Origin of the sequence: Pseudovibrio axinellae (assembly GCF_900110875.1) — a bacterium.
Classification (GTDB): domain Bacteria; phylum Pseudomonadota; class Alphaproteobacteria; order Rhizobiales; family Stappiaceae; genus Pseudovibrio; species Pseudovibrio axinellae.
This window is the reverse complement of record NZ_FOFM01000001.1, coordinates 342,668-360,267: the sequence shown is the minus strand read 5'-3', so window position 1 is coordinate 360,267 and position 17,600 is coordinate 342,668. Positions and strand designations below refer to the sequence as shown.

Sequence of the window (17,600 nt, the reverse complement as noted above, 5' to 3'; positions counted from 1 at the left end):
TGCCTCTAGTCCCAATGAGCAGTGGGACGCTCAGGGTTTAATGGAGTTTAAAACATGCTTGTGAAATTTTTCAACGACGAGTCCGGCGCTACTGCGATTGAGTATGGTATTCTGGCAGCTCTAATTTCCGTAGCAATCATAACAATTGTCGGAACGCTTGGCACAAACCTAACGGCCGTATTTACAGATGTTAGTGATGCTTTGGACTTGGGTTAATAAGCTATCTAATAGGGCTGAAGTTCAAAAACCCAACTGCTTTGCAGTTGGGTTTCCTTCTGTCATGGTCAACGTTTGCCTACGAAATACCTTTACCCACCCGTCACACTCATATGACGAGAAACCGGCGTGCTTTTGCTGTCACGATCAATGATGAAGTCATGCCCTTTAGGCTTTCTGGAAATCGCAGTATCGATTGCTTCGCTCAGAACCTCATTTCCCTCGGAGGCTCGCAGCGCAGCGCGCAGGTCTTTCTGATCGTCCTGACCAAGGCACATATACAGCTGTCCGGTGCAGGTCACGCGAACGCGGTTGCAACTCTCGCAAAAGTTATGTGTCAGTGGGGTAATGAAGCCAAGGCGTCCACCTGTTTCCTCAATCCGCATATATCGCGCAGGACCACCGGTCTTGTAAGGAATATCGGTCAATGTGAACTTAGCCGAAAGCGTCTTGCGGACTTCGCTAAGTGGCAGGTATTGGTCGTTGCGGTCGCCATCAATATCACCAAGCGGCATGGTTTCAATGAAGGTCAGATCGTGGCCCTTCGAGTGCGCCCATTCCAGCATAGGAATGAGTTCATCCTCGTTAAAGTTCTTCAATGCAACTGCATTGAGCTTAACGTGAAGGCCAGCTTCTTTCGCAGCTTTAATCCCGTCAAAGACCTTTTGAATATCTCCCCAGCGCGTCACATCCTTAAATTTCTCTGCAATCAATGTGTCTAGAGAAACGTTGATACGCCGTACACCAGCAGCATAAAGGTCTTCGGCGTACCGTTCCAGCTGGGTGCCGTTGGTGGTGATCGTAATTTCATCCAGTGCGCCACCTTCAAGATGCCTTGAAAGCCCACGAATAAAGCTCATGATGTTTTTCCGCACCAGAGGTTCACCACCTGTCAGGCGAATTTTCCGAACACCTTTTTCAATGAAAACGGTACACAAACGGTCCAGCTCTTCGAGGGACAGGACGTCTTTTTTCGGAAGAAATGTCATGTGTTCAGACATGCAATAAACACATCTAAGGTCACAACGGTCAGTTACAGACACCCGAAGATAAGTTACGGCCCGGCCGAATGGATCAATCAGCTCTGGGCGTGGATCCTGTAGTTTATCTGTAGCTTGTTGCCCCATGGAACTCTCCACAACCCAAATCTCAAACTTGTCTAATTTAACGATTCTAATGTAGTGCGCAAATAGTTAGCGTCAATGCATTAGACAAGGCTTCTGGTGGATTTACCTATGAAAACACCATAGAACCACAGATATAATTTACCCCGCATCAATACTGAGTTCCATGAACTTGAGCAAGGACAAAAAAATATGACGGATACTCCGTGGCCTACGCAAATTCACTTAAAAGATAAGGGGAAACAACTATCTGTTACTTTTGAGGGTGGCCTTGAAATCGCCTTTACTGCGGAGTTTTTGCGGGTCATGTCGCCATCAGCAGAGGTGCAGGGGCATAATCCTGATCAACGAAAAGTGATTGCCGGAAAAAAAGATGTAACCATCATTGGCGTTGATCCTGTCGGAAACTACGCAATCAAACCAACATTTGATGACCTGCACGATACAGGAATCTTTACGTGGGCCTATTTTCAAGAGCTACATGAGCGCTATGATTTTCTATGGAAACGTTATTTGAAAGAACTGGAAGAGCGCGGTCTGCGTAGAGACAAAAGCTAAAGGGCTGGCATCTACCAGCCCCAAGCACTCAATCTTATCGTAGTACGACAACTTTTGTGCCAACGGAAACGTTCTCATATAGATGAATGACGTCTTCGTTTGCCAGTCTGATGCAACCGGAAGAAACAGCTGAGCCGATAGTCCATGGTTCATTCGAGCCATGAATACGGTAGATCGTGCTTCCAATGTACATAGCCCGTGCGCCGAGTGGGTTCTCAGGACCGCCCTTCATGTAGCTGGGCAAAATGCGACCTTTCCGGCGCTCGCGGTCGATCATGACCTTTGGTGGTGTCCAGCCTGGCCATTCTGCCTTGCGGGAGATACGGTGAGTTCCTGACCATTGGAACCCTTCACGACCGACGCCGACGCCGTATACCATTGCAGTTCCGTTACCTCGGATATGATAGAGGCGACGATCCTTAGTGCTAATGACAATCGTGTTTGGCCCATACGATCCGTTATATCTGACTTGCTTACGCTTAATAGGGGACTTGCCTTGGTGGGCAGAGCCGTAAGTAACCCATTTTTTGGATGCATGGTCAAAGAATTTTCCAGATGCCGCAGCATCTGCTTGTGTGCCGTTAAATAGTGCTGCAACACAAAGAGCAACACTCGCGATAAATATGCGCATTGAATACCCCCTGGGATATTGTTGTTTGTTTTTTCTCGTTTGCATGAGGGAATTTATGCAGCGAGTAGGGGGACGCTCGCAGCTTTGAATGTCTAATCTATTAATTGTTGCACCTTTGAAAGCTGCAACCAGCGCTATATGTTTCTTATGGAAAAGGAATTATCGGCCAAGTTCATAGAAGCAGATTTACATTTTTCTAGAGGTTAATTTGAACCTAGTTAAAACAAGAGCTAACTCATCAACGAGTACATGAGTAATTTTAAATTTAATTGTGATTGATTATTGTTTTCGATAAATTCAACAGTGAAAAAGGGCGCTCAAAAGAACGCCCTCAATCGGGATAGCGTATAATGTCAGCCGGTCAACTCAAATTGAGCTCTTTAAAGAAATCATTTCCTTTATCATCCACCACGATGAAGGCAGGGAAGTCTTCAACTTCGATCTTCCAGACGGCTTCCATACCCAGCTCTTCATACTCAACCACCTCAACACTTTTGATGCAGTCTTGTGCCAGGCGCGCAGCAGGGCCGCCAATGGAGCCAAGATAGAACCCGCCATGGGCCTGACAAGCGCGTCGGACACCCGCGGACCTGTTTCCTTTGGCCAACATCACCATAGAACCGCCAGCTGCTTGGAATTGATCCACGTAAGCATCCATTCGGCCAGCGGTGGTCGGGCCAAATGATCCAGATGGCATCCCTTCAGGTGTTTTTGCAGGACCTGCGTAATAGACAGGGTGGTTCTTGATGTAATCTGGAAGAGGTTCACCTGCTTCCAGCCGGTCACGCAGTTTGGAGTGAGCCAGGTCACGAGCGACGATCAACGGACCCGTCAGTGACAGACGTGTCTTTGTTGGGTGCTTTGTCAGCTCACCAAGGATTTCGCTCATTGGACGCGTCAGGTCAATTTTCACGACATCTTCGGAGAGGTCGACTTCAGTGACTTCTGGCATGTAAACCTCTGGATTACGCTCCAATTTCTCAAGGAAAATTCCGTCCTTGGTGATTTTACCAGTCGCCTGACGATCAGCCGAACAAGATACACCAATACCAATCGGCAAAGAGGCGCCATGACGTGGCAGGCGGATCACACGCACATCGTGACAAAAGTATTTGCCACCAAACTGGGCACCAACACCGGTTGCCTGCGTGAGTTTGTGGATTTCCTCTTCCATTTCTAGATCACGAAATGCATGCCCAAGTTCAGACCCTTGAGTTGGCAGTTCATCCAGATAACGAGCAGATCCCAACTTCACAGTTTTCAGGTTCAGCTCCGCAGAGGTCCCGCCAATGACAATAGAAAGGTGATAGGGAGGACAAGCTGCGGTGCCAAGTGTTAGGATCTTCTCCTTTAAGAAGTCGATCATGCGATCATGTGTGAGCAGGCTGGGAGTGCCTTGGAAAAGAAAGGTCTTGTTGGCAGATCCGCCACCCTTTGCCATAAACAGAAACTTATATTCATCCTTACCTTCGCTATAAATTTCGATCTGTGCCGGCATATTGTTTTTCGTGTTCTTTTCTTCGAACATGGAAAGCGGGGCAAGTTGGGAGTAGCGCAGGTTCTTTTTAAAATATGCATCGCGAGCGCCTTCTCCCAAGGCAGCTTCGTCATCGCCGTTTGTCCAGACCTTGTTTCCCTTTTTACCCATGACGATAGCTGTACCGGTGTCCTGACACATTGGGAGCACGCCAGCTGCAGAGATATTTACATTCTTAAGCAAATCAAATGCAACGAACTTGTCATTTTCGGACGCTTCCGGATCATCAAGGATCTTGCGTAGTTGCTGCAAATGTGCAGGACGCAGGAAGTGGTTGATGTCTTTAAATGCTTCCTCAGCAAGCAGGCGCAGACCCTCTTGTCCCACTTTCAGAATTTTCTCGCCGTCAAACTCAACCTCGCAAACATGATCAGAAGTCAGCTTGCGATAAGGGGTTTTATCTTTACCAAGTGGAAAAAGAGAGGTGTGTACGTACTCGGCAGCATGTATTTCAGACATCGTGGCACTCTCTGGCTTATTTGGTGTACGCTTGTACACTGTTGTATTTGCTGAGCGCTGTTTTATAGCGAAAAAGCTGAGGGGCAAAGCCCCTCAGCTCTCAAATCTAATCAAAATTGAAAGTTTACGTCGAATTGACGAGAGACCTGGTGAAAAATGCAAGCCGCGCTTTCGCTCGCCTTATCAGCGGTTGGCGTAAAGGTCCAACTTAACAATCACCTTGTTGCTCACTGTGCTATCTGGCACACCGTCGCCGACTTTAAAGTCACCTCGGGTAAGAGTTGCTTCACCCACTGCATGGGCTGCATCACCTTCAATGGTCAAGGTGAAAGGCAGAAATACAGCGATCGTCGCTCCCTTAAGCTCAAGCGTACCAGCTGCTTCATACAGATCTCCGCCAGCAGGGGCGACGTTATCTGCGCGGAATACCGCATCAGGGTAGCTCGAAATGTCCAGCCACTGTGCAGAAGGGATCGCACCTGCAGCCTGCGCATCATCCGTTTTGACGCTGCCAGTGACGATAGAAGCCTGGATCTTCGCATTGTCGAGGTTTTCTTCGTCGAAGGTGATCTTGGCGTTCCAGGTTTCAAAAGTGCCGGTGACCGTATTGCCGTTATTGATCACTTCAAAGCCAAGTGTGCTTTTATTGCGGTCTACCTGCCATTCATCAGCAGACGCAGCGACTGCGCCTGTCAAAATAAAGGCAATAAGCACACTGGTTTTGAAGAATAAGTCGGTCAATTGTTTCATTATTTTCTCCGAATCCTCAAACTAGCTCTTTGAGGATAACATACGCTGCAAAACGTTATCCTTAGATATGAAGTAGTGTTTAAATGCTGCTCCCGCATGAGCGATAATAACAGCAATAAACGCATAGGCTGCCCATCCATGTACTGACGAGAAGAATGCAGACACGTCAGCCTTTTGCCCGAAAAATTCCGGTGTTGGTAGGTGCGGAATCTCAAAGAGGTTAAAGAAGACTGACGGCAGACCAAGCGGACTTGAGGAAACCAGAAGCCAACCAGAAATAGGCATAACCAGCATTAAGGCATATAGAGCAAGATGCCCCAGATGAGCCGCTATCTTTTCCCAGGCAGGCATCTGCTCAGGTAAATTCGGTGTAATACTCGTGATTTTCCATAGGATGCGAAGAGCAACCAACCCCAGTACAACAAAACCGACGGATTTGTGCAGCTGATAATAAGTAAACGTTTGTGGGTCAAAAGTCGGCAGGGTCACCATATATAGGCCAAAGCAAAGCATGGCGATGATGAGTGTGGCTATGGTCCAGTGCAACGCGATCGCGATAGTACCATAGGCTGATCTGGTATTTCTGATCATGGGTAGCCCTTCGAGTATGAGAAGGGGCGCAAAGCCCCCTCTCAATAGTCGATTAAGACTGTCAGAGTCCGTGTCGTATCCAACAGTCTAAAGATGTTATTGAACAGTTGCTTCAAAGCTGATGTTGATGTTCACTTCGTCAGAAACATAAGGCACAGCCATAGTCATACCGAAGTCAGAGCGTTTGATCGTAGTGGTTGCATCCAAGCCAACAGCTTTTTTCTTAGCCATCGGATGCTCAGCAATTTGATTGACCACAACTTGCAAAACAGTTGGTTTTGTCACGCCGCGAATGGTGAGGTCACCAGTTACTTCCAACTCATTTTCGCCGGTTTGTTCAACCTTTGTTGAGTTGAATGTTGCTTCTGGGAAATTCTCAACATCAAAAAAGTCACCGTTTTTCAAGTGTTTATCGCGAGCGGCCCAAAATGTATCGAGTGAGCTGGCATCGATCCTAACATCAATTTTAGAGTTTGCAGGGGTCTCTTCGTCGATGATCAATTTAGAGGTCCAAGTAGCAAAACGACCGTCTGTGGTGGAATAACCTAGGTGGTTGTAATCAAATGCCAGATTGGCATGGGACATGTCTACGTCGTATGCAACAGGCTCTGCAATTGCAGCTGTTGCAAGAAAGGATGTCGCGACTGCAAACATTCCGAAGCGAATTGATTTCATTTTTATCTCCAATTTTCTCGAACCTGAGTACCAAGCTTGTGTATAGAAATGGCAGAAGCACTGGAAATTGCAATTAAACTCATTGTTCAATCTGAGTGTACAATCGGGATAAATTGAGTTAAGTCGCCATATTTTGCAAACATTCCAACCAAATTGAGTTGTTACTGTGGCGATATAGTGGAAATTGTATATTTGAGTGATACAATTGCTAATGTATAAGGGTTTTACATCACATTTTTGTGTGTGATCAGTTAGTGAAAGCAGCATCCCAACACGTGTGCGAGGGAGGAGCATCACCGCTTCCCCCGCACAAAACGCTATGGTTTGTAGGTGAAAAGAATGCCGTTTTTATCGCGTAGGAACTCAAACTTCTCTTTTTTCAAAGTATCACGCAAATTTGGTAAAACGCTCTTTTCATCAGCAATGAGCATATACCCACCTGAGCGAAGATTGCCTAACATCCGCTGGAGGAGTTTGACGCGAGCATTATTGGGCAGCTCGTGGAAAAAGCGGTCTGCAACAATAGCATCAAGGTCTTGAGGCGGGTTGTAACCGAGTGCATCAGCATGAACAATCTCGATTGCAAGATTTTCGGCCTGCGCACGCGCTTCAAGTTGATCCAGTCCCACCTTGGAACTGTCCAGCGCAATCACATTATATCCGCGCTTGGCAAGGAAGATTGCGTCTCTTCCTTGTCCTGCTCCAAGGTCAAGGATGGTGCCGCTGTCAAAATCTAGATTTGAGAACAGCGTCGTAAATTGCTTGGAAGTGTGGCCAAAGTAACTTTCGTCCTTGGCGTAAACCTTATCATATTTCTGCATAACTCAACCTGCATGGATCTTTGAAGAATGGATATACAGGATCGCAGGAAATGAACAAGTCCAACCTCCAAACTGAACGTTGAACCTGGTCGTTTATGAAAGTGGCATCGAAAGAAAAACGGTCGGTTCTCCAAGGTATGCGCCATTAGCGTATTTCTTAAACCCAACGCGCTCTGCAAGCCCAACGCTTGCTTTATTCTCTGGCGCAATAATGCAATGCACTTCTGGGAATAACCCAGACTTGTTGAGCCAGGATAATCCAAGTTCAACCGCTTCCTGGCCATAGCCACGACCGTGAAACTTCGGAGACAGCACCCACCCAGCTTCAGCCTTACCTTCTAGGCTAGGCGTGATATCGCGTTTGAAATCTGCAAAACCAACGTCGCCGACCAGTTCACCACTCTCTTTTTCAATTACTGCCCAATACCCGAAACCTGAAAGGCTCCAGTGCCCGGCATATTTGAGGAGGCGCCCCCAGGTGTCGGTTGGGGTAGAGGGTTTGCCTGAAATATAGCGAACAACCTCAGGATCTGCCCACAAAGCGCAGCAAGCTTCAAAATCCTCATCTTTGTGGGCACGCATGATAATACGTTCACCAATCAGTGTTGGTGCGGCTGTAAGACGTTCTTGTTCTAAAAGCACAAAGCATCCTCATGTTAAAAAAGCCAAAGTATCAATTACCTCGGCTTTTTCACAATATCATTGGCTACATTAAAGGCTCAGACCACCAATACAAGAGTACTTTATATTGATGTAATCATCGATCCCGTACTTGGAGCCCTCGTTGCCCATACCGCTGTCCTTATAACCACCAAATGGTGCGTATTCTGTTGTGATCACGCCTTCATTTACACCAACAAGGCCATATTCAAGCGCATCCATGACGCGGAAAGTTTGGCCCAGATCTTGTGTATAGAAATAGCAGGCAAGTCCATACTCTGTGTCATTTGCCATGTTGATTGCCTCTTCCTCAGATTCAAACTTGAAGACAGGGGCGAATGGGCCAAACGTTTCTTCCTTGGCAACCTTCATATCAGGTGTTGCATTCAGCAAAAGAGTGGGTTCAAAGAAGGTCCCCCCCTGAGCATCACGCTTGCCACCTGTTACAACTGTGCCGCCTTTTTCGACAGCGTCGGAGATCAACTCTTCAACTTTGGCAACCGCGTTTGAATCGATGAGTGGTCCTTGAGTAACACCAGCTTTCAAACCATTACCAACGCGCAGTTGAACTTCAATTGCGACCTTCAGTTTTGCCGAAAACTCCTCATAGACGCCTGATTGAACATAGATGCGATTTGCGCAAACACAGGTCTGTCCTGAGTTCCTGAATTTTGAAGCGATTGCACCTTCGACAGCCTTGTCGATATTGGCAGTGTCAAACACGATAAACGGTGCGTTGCCGCCAAGCTCCATGGAGACCTTTTTCATGTTAGCCAAGGCTTTGGAAGCGAGCTGCTTACCGACAGGTGTTGAACCGGTGAAAGTGATCTTCCGAACCTTATCATTTTCACAGAGTTCATCGGCAATCTCAGCAGCAGTGCCGGTGATTATGTTGATCACACCAGCGGGTATGCCCGCGTCTTCAGCAAGTTTGCCCAAAACCAAAGCTGAATAAGGGGTTTGGCTAGCTGGCTTTGCAACAACAGTGCAGCCTGAGCCCAGAGCTGCGGCAAGCTTGCGACCAAGCATTGAACTTGGGAAGTTCCAAGGGGTGATTGCGCCGACAACGCCTATAGGCTCTTTGGTTACAAAGATACGCCGCCCTTGCCAGGGAGAAGGGATGACATCCCCATATACGCGTTTTCCTTCTTCAGCAAAGAAGCGAATATAATTTGCTGTAATAGTGACCTCACCAGCCGCTTCTGCAAGCGGTTTGCCCATCTCGATGGTCAAAAGCTTTGCAAGGTCAGTTTGGTTTTCTATAATTAGATCTGCCCAGCTATGCATTAGATTGCACCGCTCAACTGCTGTCATTTTTGACCAGGACTGAAAGGCCTTGGACGCAGCATCAATTGCTTGAGCGGTCTCTGCACGTCCAAAGCGCGGCACACGACCGATGATCTCGCCCGTGGCGGGGTTGGTTACTGCAATTGAATTCTGCTCGTCTCCGCTGAGCCATGTTCCGCCTATGAGACAAGCTTCACGAAGGAGTGGGACTTTGTTGGCTGCTGTGAGTGTTGAACTCATAAAAAACTCCTGATGAAGTGACATCCCACCGGATAATTGGGAGAGATAGAAAAACACGATGAATGTATGGCAATGCCTACCTACAGATATAGGTGGTGAATTCTGAAAAGCACCTGGTGCGTATAGAGTTCGCAAAGATTGCAGATTACTGCAATGCAAATTTTACGAGTAATTGAGCCTTTGGTTACTAAAGCAAAGACCTTTTAAAAAATAGATGGCCAATTATAAGAGGTTATGATGATACGATGCTTTAGAGGAGGGTAAAAATATCTGGAATGATGTTATTCCAGAGCCTGCATACTTGCGCAAATTTACATCATTTTCTGGGCACCTGCGCATTTTGAGGCTGCGTTAGCCAACGTGTAGATGTCGCTGGAAACCAACACGGTTTGTTCTTTCCCGAAAAGTGTGCAAGGAGCAGTTGTCTTTTAATGATGATATACTAAGGGTACTCCATGTCGGGCACGGTTAATCTATCTTTGAACGAGGCACGCAACCTCACCCTGGATGCGTTGTCTGCAAATAAAACGGATCCGATAAACGCACGGATCGTTGCAAATGCTCTCGTTGATGCCGAAGCCAACGGACAGGCAGGACATGGCTTGTCACGAATTTCATCATATTGCGCACAAGCCAGAACTGGGAAACTAGATGGCTTTGCAAAGCCCACAGCAAGGCAAATTAGTTCTGTGGTGCAGAGCGTTGATGCGCGGTATGGGTTTGCCTATCCTGCAATTGAGCTTGCCCTGCCGTTTCTAAAAGAGGCCACAACCCAAAACGGGCTTGCGCTAAGCGCAATTCGCCACTCTCACCATTTCGGACAGGCAGGAGCACATTGTGAGCGACTGGCCAAACAAGGCATGATCGCGTTTGTGTTTGGCAATGCCCCAAAGGCGATTGCCGCTCATGGTGGCAAAACGCCCATGTTCGGCACCAACCCGATTGCCTTCGCAGCCCCTAATCATGAGGGAGACCCTCTGGTGATTGACTTGGCATTATCGCGCGTTGCACGCGGAAAAGTGATGGCCGCGCAGCGGGCTGGGAAATCCATACCAGAGGGGTGGTCTCTGGATAAGGCTGGTCAACCAACGACAGACCCGAAAGAAGCGCTTGAAGGAACTATGATCCCTATTGGTGAGGCAAAAGGGGCTGCTCTTGCAATGATGATTGAGATAATGGCGGCAGGATTGTGCGGAACCGCATTTGGCTTTGAAGCTTCTAGCCTTTTTTCAGGCGAGGGTGCTGCTCCTGACCTTGGGCAGGTCATTCTGGCGATCAATACGGACATGGTATCCGGAGGGGCATTTACCGAAAGAATGCAGACTTTGGTAAACGCGATTGAAGCAGAGCAGGGTGCTCGCCTTCCTGGCACGTCTCGCCTTGCGGCGCGCAACAAAGCGAAATTGCATGGTATTGATGTGCCAAAGCATATCTACGAGGAAGCCGTTACTTTGAGTGGGCAACCTGTCTAATCATATTCTCTTTCATAATAGAAGCCGGCTTTAGCATCCCCGTTTGAGCCTGCTTCTCCACGAAGCTTCAAATAGTTTGTCACATCGATATCAACGGTTGCCGCGTTGTCCCCCGTTGTGGGCTCTTGAATGACGCCAAGATAAACGCGTTCGCTGACATAGCCCCCAACTGTGACTTCTGGATTGCCTTCTGCGTCAAAGTTTAAGTCGATGTCGCTAACGCCCAGCAGATTACGCAGGGTATCCAGAGGGCCATCAGTGCTGGTCCCACCTGTGAGTGTTGCTGTCGCGCTGGCCAATCGTGCAAGTTCGACCGGAGACAAATTGTTCACGGACTCGCCAAAGAGCAACTGCGCAATAATTTCGTCTTTCGGTAAGCTTGGAGAGGATGTGAAGTCAATCACTGGCAGGTCCGCAGGGCCAGTTACCAGAACGGTTACCTCCGTAGAGCTTGCAGTTGTGGTTGCAGCAAAATCTAAGGTCGGGACAAGTGCGCCGCTAAAGGTGACATTGCCGCGGTTAAAGATCAATCGCTTAGACAAGATGTCCATACGGCCGCGTACAAGCGAAAAAGCGCCAACAGTTTGTACTTTTGTTACGGTTCCACCAATGTTTAACGAGCCTCCTGCCTCAGCATTTACGCCGCGACCGCGTATATATATCTTACCAGGAGCTTCCACATTCACATTGAGTCTTATTTCCTCAAGTGGACTCTTCTGTTTGCTTTTGCGCGGCTTTTTTCGCCCTTCATCTCTCGCCAGTTCTTTTGCTTGCGTAAGAATGGGTTTGGGAGCGTTCAGGTGACGCACAATAACCGGGTTTATGCTTGAGTTAAATGAGCTTGGAATCTCAACATCAGCCTGTTCAATGACAACTTTTCCATCAATCGAAGCCGGTGAGCTGATACTGCCAAGGGGCCCCTTGAGTGAGAGGTTGGCGTTGATGAGTGCAGAAACAAATGTTCCATCAACATAACGCCCTCCATCAATGACAAGGTCCATTTGAGCAGGTAAATCTGCCCCTAGGCCCAATTTGCCATCAACCTTCAAAGTGCCGCCATTACTAAACTTGGCAGTTAGGCCGTTAATTCTAACCTCATCTGCGGTGATTTGCATGGACCCAGTATAGTCTGTCAGCGTCATGCCCGTTGAAAATTGAGTAGTCTGTAGATTGTTGGGCTGGATCTCGATGGAAACCTTAGGGTCCGTCAGGTTCCCGTCGATAGACCCACTCAAACGAAAGCCACCACTGCCTCCCAAATCCTGAGTGATCAGCTTTGCTCCGACCACATCAAGAGGGATATTGCCAGAAGCGGTCATAGACAAAGACTGGGAACCTTTTACTCCGATCGTTCCTGAGCTACTAAAATCGAGGCCCGCTCCATTTGTGATTGTTGTTTTTTGTTTGATTTCATTGTTTGTAAGTGACCCAGAATTCCCGATCTGTAGTGGCAAAATGCTGTTCGCTTTGAGTGGCTGGGCTGAAAAGTTGGCCAACGTGACTTGCCAATTTGCTTGTGGTGCATCGATCTTTCCGAAAACCTGAGCTTTACCATTCAGTGTCCCGTCTAAGGCCAAAGACGGCATAAACACATTTGCTAGAGAAAGTGGGAGCTGCTTCATCTGCGTGTTTATGTCCAGCTGGCCCTTATTGCTTCCAGAGACAACCAAAGAACCACCCCCTAGCTCCAGCTCAAAAGGGGTCACAGAGCGTTTGTCGTCCAGCAGAGAAATTGTGGTTGGCTGTTTCAGTTTCGTTGGAATGCCTTCGTACTGCCCTTGCAGAGTCTTGAGCGTAATCTGCAACCCGTCAGGAACCAAGTTCACAGCTCCATTGCTTCTCAAATAATCGTTGTTTTGTGCAAATGTAGAATTAATCGAAAAGTCAGTTGCACTGGTGGAGCCTGAGGCATTGCTTGCAGACGCAGCGGTCAAAGTGAGCTCCCGGATTTTGATCTCACCCACATTAACATCCTCAATTTTGATGTTGGCATCAGCTGATGGGCGCGTGAAAGGCGTGTCTAACCACCCCTTGGCAGCAATGGAACCGATAGAGCTTTTCGCAAACTGAAGTTTCTCACCATTAAGGTCAAACTCAACCTTCGTGTTCCCGTTCTTTTGTGAGATTTCAATGTCGCCAGTCGCGCGACCCTCCATCTGTGTGAGTGCCATAGGAGATAGAGTGCTCAAGTCGTTCGCATCAATCGTGACGTTCCCGGCCAGTCCTTGGGGCAGTAGTGCAATGTCAGCTGCATGAGCGCTCCCAGTGAGTTTGTTGCCACCCAGTTCAAAATCCAGTGTAGGGATGGAGAATTTACCATCTTCACTCGCCATTTTGAATTTGCCGATAACGTTCTTGCCCTTGAAACGGCCTTGCAAATCGATCTGCCCACTAGGTGATGTTTTTGAGAGTTTGGCTGAGGCTGTCAGGCTCAAATTCTCCAGCGGTACGTGATCCATATTTATGCGATCAGATTGAACCAAAAGTTCAATATCGGGTGACAGGGCAGCCCCAGACGCATTTGCTTGTAGATCGATCGCGCCAGTTACGCGTGGGTTGATTAGGTCAAGTTTGCGCAGTTGTGCTGAGAGGGTACCGTCAACCTGACCATTCTGGAGCTCTCCTTGGGCCTGAATTCGTCCAAATGAACTCTCAAAGGAGAGCTCTTTTAGTTCGCCGCTAGAGGCAAAGACATCGTTGCTGTTGAGCGTGGCAGATAGCTTCGTTGAAAAGCGGCTTTGTGAGCGAAGGATGCGATCCAGTATCTCATTTTGAAGAACCACTTGGTTGCTGGTTCCATTCACATCGACACTGCCAGATTTACTCTCAAAGTCAGCAAGGACCTGTAGCCCTGCCTCTAAAGAACCGCTGATATTCTGCTTTAAAAGGGGCGAGAAAACACCAAGATCAGAAACCTTTAGTGTGCCCTCCAAGGTGCCCATTGGGGGTGAAAGTTCCACAAGGTCAAACTGTGCGGCTGCTCCCTCACTCTCAATATGCAATGTCTGCAGCTTAAGCTCTGATTGTTTTGGAAGCGCGGTCCCTTCAAGCGTGGCAGTGATGTGTTTGATGGTTTGTTTTTGAAGGGAGGATGGTAAATGTATGCCATTTGCCTCAACGCGAGCATTCAATGGAATGGAGACCATCTGAGAGGATATATGAGCTCCATCGCCCTTCGATGTGATACTCAGATCATCCAAATCGCCTTCATACGTTTTGAGCTGAGCAGCTTTGGCAGAAAATGCCCAGCTTAAATTCTCAAGTGGTCCTGATGCAAACGCCGACGCGTTCAGCGAGCCTAAGCGAATGACTTGATCGTTACTGGTAAACACGAGAGGGGTATTCTGAGTTGTCTTTAGCTCCGCTTTCGCCGATAGACCATTGTCATCAGGAGAATATTTACTTTCTAACTCAGCGGCAATTGCTTCCGTCGTCAGCTTACCGGAAGCAGAGAGTGGAATGTAGTCCTTGTTCAGTGAGGCTGTTGAATGCCACATCGCCTGACCAGCAAAAAGGCTGGACACAGAAACCGGTAGAAATTGCGAGAGATGCCCAGAAAGCTTGGTTGTGACGGCCTTTTGCATTCCGTCCTGAGTAAGAGAAACTTCACCGTCAATTGCGCGTATACTATTTAGATCGACTTCCAGCACAGAAGACCACTTAGACAGAGGGCCACTTCCTACCAAACGTAACTCAAAACGAGGCGTATCTGGGATCTTAAGCAGGTTCACGACAAGCCCGTTTGCCGCCTCAGAAACCATTGCTTGATAATTAAGTAAGTTATCTTGGGGGGAGAACTCGAACTTTGCCTCAGCAGAGCCTTGAGTTTTCCCGCGATGAACCACCTTGAAGTTACCCGAAATCTTGACGGGAGATGTTACAAAGGATGCGCCTGCGACTATAGAAAACTGGGCTGGTGTCCCGGCAATAGCAGCGGGAATGCTGACGTCTTTGATGTTGAGTTTGGCCAGATCAAGACTGCTGAAGGGAAGTGAGAGGCCCGCCGCTTCGTCTGAAGGGGATACGAGGTCAGGTTCTTCGGATGCCTCTGGCAACCGAATTAAGCTCACTTGCTGCGCTAAAACTTCATGAATGTTGACCCGACCTGTGAAAAGAGCAAGGGGCGACCATAATGCCGCTGCATCGTGAACTTCCAACCACCTGCCATTTGTGTCGGAGACATAGATGCCCTTAGCAGAGATGTTGCCGAAGACAGAAATACCCGGCTGATCAATTATGACGTCTGGAAGCAACGAACTTATAGTCTCGCCTAGAAACTCACGTCCATCTGTGAAGTTGCTGGCCACAACAATAGATCCGTAAAGCGCAATCACTAGCAAAAGAAGAAGTGCCAGTACTTTGACAAGGACCGTTGTTATGTGTCTAACCAGCTGCATTCGTTCTCTGTCTTTCTGTGCATCCCGCTCCAAATAGGAGCAAGTTGAAATTAGAACGCTTGGCTCAAACCAATATACAGAGCAAGCGGTGGGTCATTGCGTTTCGGATCTAACGGAACCCCGACGTCCAGCCGCAACGGGCCGACAGGGGTGAAATACCGAATACCTCCACCAACACCAATACTAAGTGTTTCGTCAAAACTTGGAAACTGAGTGAGATAAGCTGCTCCCGCATCAACAAAACCAACAACTCCGAGGTTTTCAGTGATTTTTGATCTGATTTCGCCATTAAACAAGATGAAACTTCGCCCTCCAGCGACTTGATCATCTATACGTGGGCCGACATTTTTATAGGCGTATCCGCGAATGGTCCCCCCTCCGCCCAGAAAGAAACGCCGGGCGGCTGGAACATCGCGGACGGACGGCGCGATGATTGCACCAGTTGAAACCCGACCAGCAAGCACAAGTTGATCCTCTCCCATGATAGGCAGGTAGCTGGCAATCGATGCGTTAGAGTAGAGGTTCTCTGTCTTTCCTCTCACGTCATAGGCAGGCTCGAAAAACAAAGTCGCATCGACACCTTTGGTCGGATTTAAGGTGTCGTTGCGGGTGTCGTATGTGAGATTTATTGGGAGGCCGATGAGAAAATAATCATTACGACCAAATACATCACGTTCTTTTGCAAAATACACTTCACCGCCAGCTCGCACGCTCAAGGCATCAGTGAATTCTCTGGAAAGGTACAAATCGTAAGTAAGAGAGGTGCTGCGATAATTGTCTGGGTTTTCCTGCACTGCTGCAGCGCTTGTTGAAAATGATGTTAAAGGTCCCAGTACCCCGGGCTTTTCGAAGGTTACTCGTGCAGCATACTCTATCTGTTCATTATCTACGGCAAGAAGTTGGCCAACGGCGCCTGTGATTGAAAGGCGCTCTGCTTGGCCGAACAGGTTGCGGTGGCGCCAGTAGCCTTCAACTCCGACGCCCTCGTTACTGGAGTAGTTAGCACCAAACCCAAATACCTTTCTTGGGCGTTCAGCCACGACGATCGTAAGAGGCAGCTCGCCATTTTGATCTAACTTTTTGGCGGGTTCAAAGCGAATGCTAGAAAAGACTTCCAAGTCACGCAGTTTGCTTTCTGCAGCTGATATGATGTCCGCGTCCCACTGCGAGCCTTGAGGAATATTGGCATACTCTCGAACGAAGTGCGGGTCCATCTTGACAGTGCCGGACACTGTTACAGGACCAAAACGGGCATATGGTCCGCTTAGAAGGTTGATTTTGACTTTTAATGCTCGATTGGCGTGGTTTGCCAAGAGCTGTCTTCTTTCGACCTTAGCGAATGGGTAACCCTGATCTTTAAGCGACTGGACGGCTTTTTTTTCTGCAGAAACCACGCTTGAAGAAAACGCAGGAGCCCCTTCGATAAGCCCGAGTGCTTGCGCGTTGGGAAGGTCGAGCTGTTCTTTGGTTATTGGCCCACGGTAAAATACCTCGGCCTGTCCGATATGGAATTGAGGCCCTCTGTTGACCACAACCAAAATAGGAACGGGGCGCTGCGTAATTTTTTCTGGGTGAAGCAATGCCTGATTAAGAGGTACCTCTGCTACCGTGATCTCGACGAGTGCGCCATAATACCCATCTTCATAGAGCTTGCCGATGAGGCGCTCAAAGTCCTTTGTCGCGCGGGCAAGGACGCCGCTTGTGCCAGAGGGAAGCTGCTTGATTTCCCGAACCAGAAGACTGACAGATTGAAGTTCTTTTTCAATCTTGCTTGGGTGGTCTTCGTTTTCACCAACTACGCGAAACTCTACGCTATAGGCGGTTGGGTCAGGCACTCCAACGGTGTCTGTCTCTTCACTATCAGTTTTCTCTCCCCAAAGATGAAACCCGAAAAGTTCAAAGGCATAAGCTGGCGCTACGGCGGTGAGTGAGAACCACAGGCTAATCATAAAAACAAATGGTCGCAAACCTCTACCAGTCCACGATCGAACGGTGGTTCTGTAACCTGTTTGATTTTTGAGCCCGTAATGCAACGAGGAAAGGCTCCCACGATCAAAAGAGATAGCCAGTATTCTCATGGGTACAGCACTATTGGAATTTGGCCCTAAGAGAATCTGTGTAAGTGCTAATTAAAAAAATCGCATAACTTGCACTGTAAAAGCAAACCTCAATTATAGTCTCT

At 48.1% G+C, this 17,600-nt stretch carries 14 protein-coding genes; 3 read left to right on the top strand and 11 right to left on the bottom strand.

Features of this window, described 5'->3' with window-relative positions:
- Positions 1 to 54 precede the first annotated feature (54 nt).
- Positions 55 to 216, top strand: a complete 162-nt coding sequence (locus BMZ51_RS01615; RefSeq protein ID WP_074881695.1) for a Flp family type IVb pilin — start codon at positions 55 to 57, stop codon at positions 214 to 216.
- Positions 217 to 308: 92 nt separating this feature from the next.
- On the opposite strand, the gene moaA is transcribed toward BMZ51_RS01615, so the two are convergent.
- Entirely contained in the window at positions 309 to 1,343 is a 1,035-nt protein-coding gene (gene moaA, locus BMZ51_RS01610; RefSeq protein WP_068010238.1) for a GTP 3',8-cyclase MoaA, read from the bottom strand.
- Positions 1,344 to 1,532: 189 nt separating this feature from the next.
- Here moaA and BMZ51_RS01605 point away from each other — a divergent pair, with 189 nt between their 5' ends.
- Positions 1,533 to 1,898, top strand: coding sequence for a gamma-butyrobetaine hydroxylase family protein (locus tag BMZ51_RS01605; protein WP_068010236.1), 366 nt, complete (start codon positions 1,533 to 1,535; stop codon positions 1,896 to 1,898).
- Positions 1,899 to 1,932: 34 nt separating this feature from the next.
- Here BMZ51_RS01605 and BMZ51_RS01600 read toward each other — a convergent pair whose 3' ends face one another.
- The 8 genes from BMZ51_RS01600 to BMZ51_RS01565 all read right to left on the bottom strand — a co-directional run bounded on the left by BMZ51_RS01600 (position 1,933) and on the right by BMZ51_RS01565 (position 9,549).
- Positions 1,933 to 2,529: a L,D-transpeptidase gene (locus tag BMZ51_RS01600; protein ID WP_068010234.1), complete on the bottom strand. Its 597-nt coding sequence runs from the start codon at positions 2,527 to 2,529 to the stop codon at positions 1,933 to 1,935.
- Positions 2,530 to 2,890: 361 nt separating this feature from the next.
- Complete coding sequence (locus BMZ51_RS01595; RefSeq protein ID WP_068010233.1) at positions 2,891 to 4,525, bottom strand: fumarate hydratase; 1,635 nt, start codon at positions 4,523 to 4,525, stop codon at positions 2,891 to 2,893.
- A 183-nt stretch (positions 4,526 to 4,708) separates the two neighbouring features.
- Positions 4,709 to 5,275: a YceI family protein gene (locus BMZ51_RS01590; RefSeq protein WP_068010231.1), complete on the bottom strand. Its 567-nt coding sequence runs from the start codon at positions 5,273 to 5,275 to the stop codon at positions 4,709 to 4,711.
- Between the two features lie 21 nt (positions 5,276 to 5,296).
- Positions 5,297 to 5,866 carry a cytochrome b gene (locus BMZ51_RS01585; protein WP_068010229.1) on the bottom strand — a complete coding sequence of 190 codons (570 nt, stop codon included), beginning with the start codon at positions 5,864 to 5,866 and terminating at the stop codon, positions 5,297 to 5,299.
- A 96-nt stretch (positions 5,867 to 5,962) separates the two neighbouring features.
- Positions 5,963 to 6,541 carry a YceI family protein gene (locus tag BMZ51_RS01580; protein ID WP_068010227.1) on the bottom strand — a complete coding sequence of 193 codons (579 nt, stop codon included), beginning with the start codon at positions 6,539 to 6,541 and terminating at the stop codon, positions 5,963 to 5,965.
- A gap of 317 nt (positions 6,542 to 6,858) precedes the next feature.
- Entirely contained in the window at positions 6,859 to 7,362 is a 504-nt protein-coding gene (locus BMZ51_RS01575) for a class I SAM-dependent methyltransferase (RefSeq protein WP_068010226.1), read from the bottom strand.
- Positions 7,363 to 7,455: 93 nt separating this feature from the next.
- The gene (locus BMZ51_RS01570) at positions 7,456 to 8,004 is read right to left on the bottom strand and encodes a GNAT family N-acetyltransferase (protein ID WP_068010224.1); all 549 of its coding nucleotides are present in this window, start codon (positions 8,002 to 8,004) and stop codon (positions 7,456 to 7,458) included.
- Positions 8,005 to 8,073: 69 nt separating this feature from the next.
- Positions 8,074 to 9,549, bottom strand: coding sequence for an NAD-dependent succinate-semialdehyde dehydrogenase (locus BMZ51_RS01565; RefSeq protein WP_068010222.1), 1,476 nt, complete (start codon positions 9,547 to 9,549; stop codon positions 8,074 to 8,076).
- A gap of 455 nt (positions 9,550 to 10,004) precedes the next feature.
- Between BMZ51_RS01565 and BMZ51_RS01560 the strand changes: the two genes are divergently transcribed.
- Positions 10,005 to 11,021: an Ldh family oxidoreductase gene (locus tag BMZ51_RS01560; RefSeq protein WP_068010220.1), complete on the top strand. Its 1,017-nt coding sequence runs from the start codon at positions 10,005 to 10,007 to the stop codon at positions 11,019 to 11,021.
- On the opposite strand, the gene BMZ51_RS01555 is transcribed toward BMZ51_RS01560, so the two are convergent.
- Positions 11,018 to 15,418, bottom strand: coding sequence for a translocation/assembly module TamB domain-containing protein (locus BMZ51_RS01555; RefSeq protein WP_068010217.1), 4,401 nt, complete (start codon positions 15,416 to 15,418; stop codon positions 11,018 to 11,020). The genes BMZ51_RS01560 and BMZ51_RS01555 overlap by 4 nt on opposite strands.
- A gap of 50 nt (positions 15,419 to 15,468) precedes the next feature.
- Complete coding sequence (locus BMZ51_RS01550) at positions 15,469 to 17,367, bottom strand: autotransporter assembly complex protein TamA (protein WP_068010215.1); 1,899 nt, start codon at positions 17,365 to 17,367, stop codon at positions 15,469 to 15,471.
- Between the last annotated feature and the right edge of the window lie 233 nt (positions 17,368 to 17,600).

Coding starts and splice junctions, on each gene's coding strand:
- BMZ51_RS01615 (WP_074881695.1), top strand. CDS start 55: ATGCTTGTGAAATTTTTCAACGACGAGTCCGGCGCTACTGCGATTGAG.
- BMZ51_RS01555 (WP_068010217.1), bottom strand. CDS start 15,418: ATGCAGCTGGTTAGACACATAACAACGGTCCTTGTCAAAGTACTGGCA.
- moaA (WP_068010238.1), bottom strand. CDS start 1,343: ATGGGGCAACAAGCTACAGATAAACTACAGGATCCACGCCCAGAGCTG.
- BMZ51_RS01600 (WP_068010234.1), bottom strand. CDS start 2,529: ATGCGCATATTTATCGCGAGTGTTGCTCTTTGTGTTGCAGCACTATTT.
- BMZ51_RS01560 (WP_068010220.1), top strand. CDS start 10,005: ATGTCGGGCACGGTTAATCTATCTTTGAACGAGGCACGCAACCTCACC.
- BMZ51_RS01580 (WP_068010227.1), bottom strand. CDS start 6,541: ATGAAATCAATTCGCTTCGGAATGTTTGCAGTCGCGACATCCTTTCTT.
- BMZ51_RS01575 (WP_068010226.1), bottom strand. CDS start 7,362: ATGCAGAAATATGATAAGGTTTACGCCAAGGACGAAAGTTACTTTGGC.
- BMZ51_RS01605 (WP_068010236.1), top strand. CDS start 1,533: ATGACGGATACTCCGTGGCCTACGCAAATTCACTTAAAAGATAAGGGG.
- BMZ51_RS01590 (WP_068010231.1), bottom strand. CDS start 5,275: ATGAAACAATTGACCGACTTATTCTTCAAAACCAGTGTGCTTATTGCC.
- BMZ51_RS01585 (WP_068010229.1), bottom strand. CDS start 5,866: ATGATCAGAAATACCAGATCAGCCTATGGTACTATCGCGATCGCGTTG.
- BMZ51_RS01595 (WP_068010233.1), bottom strand. CDS start 4,525: ATGTCTGAAATACATGCTGCCGAGTACGTACACACCTCTCTTTTTCCA.
- BMZ51_RS01550 (WP_068010215.1), bottom strand. CDS start 17,367: ATGATTAGCCTGTGGTTCTCACTCACCGCCGTAGCGCCAGCTTATGCC.
- BMZ51_RS01565 (WP_068010222.1), bottom strand. CDS start 9,549: ATGAGTTCAACACTCACAGCAGCCAACAAAGTCCCACTCCTTCGTGAA.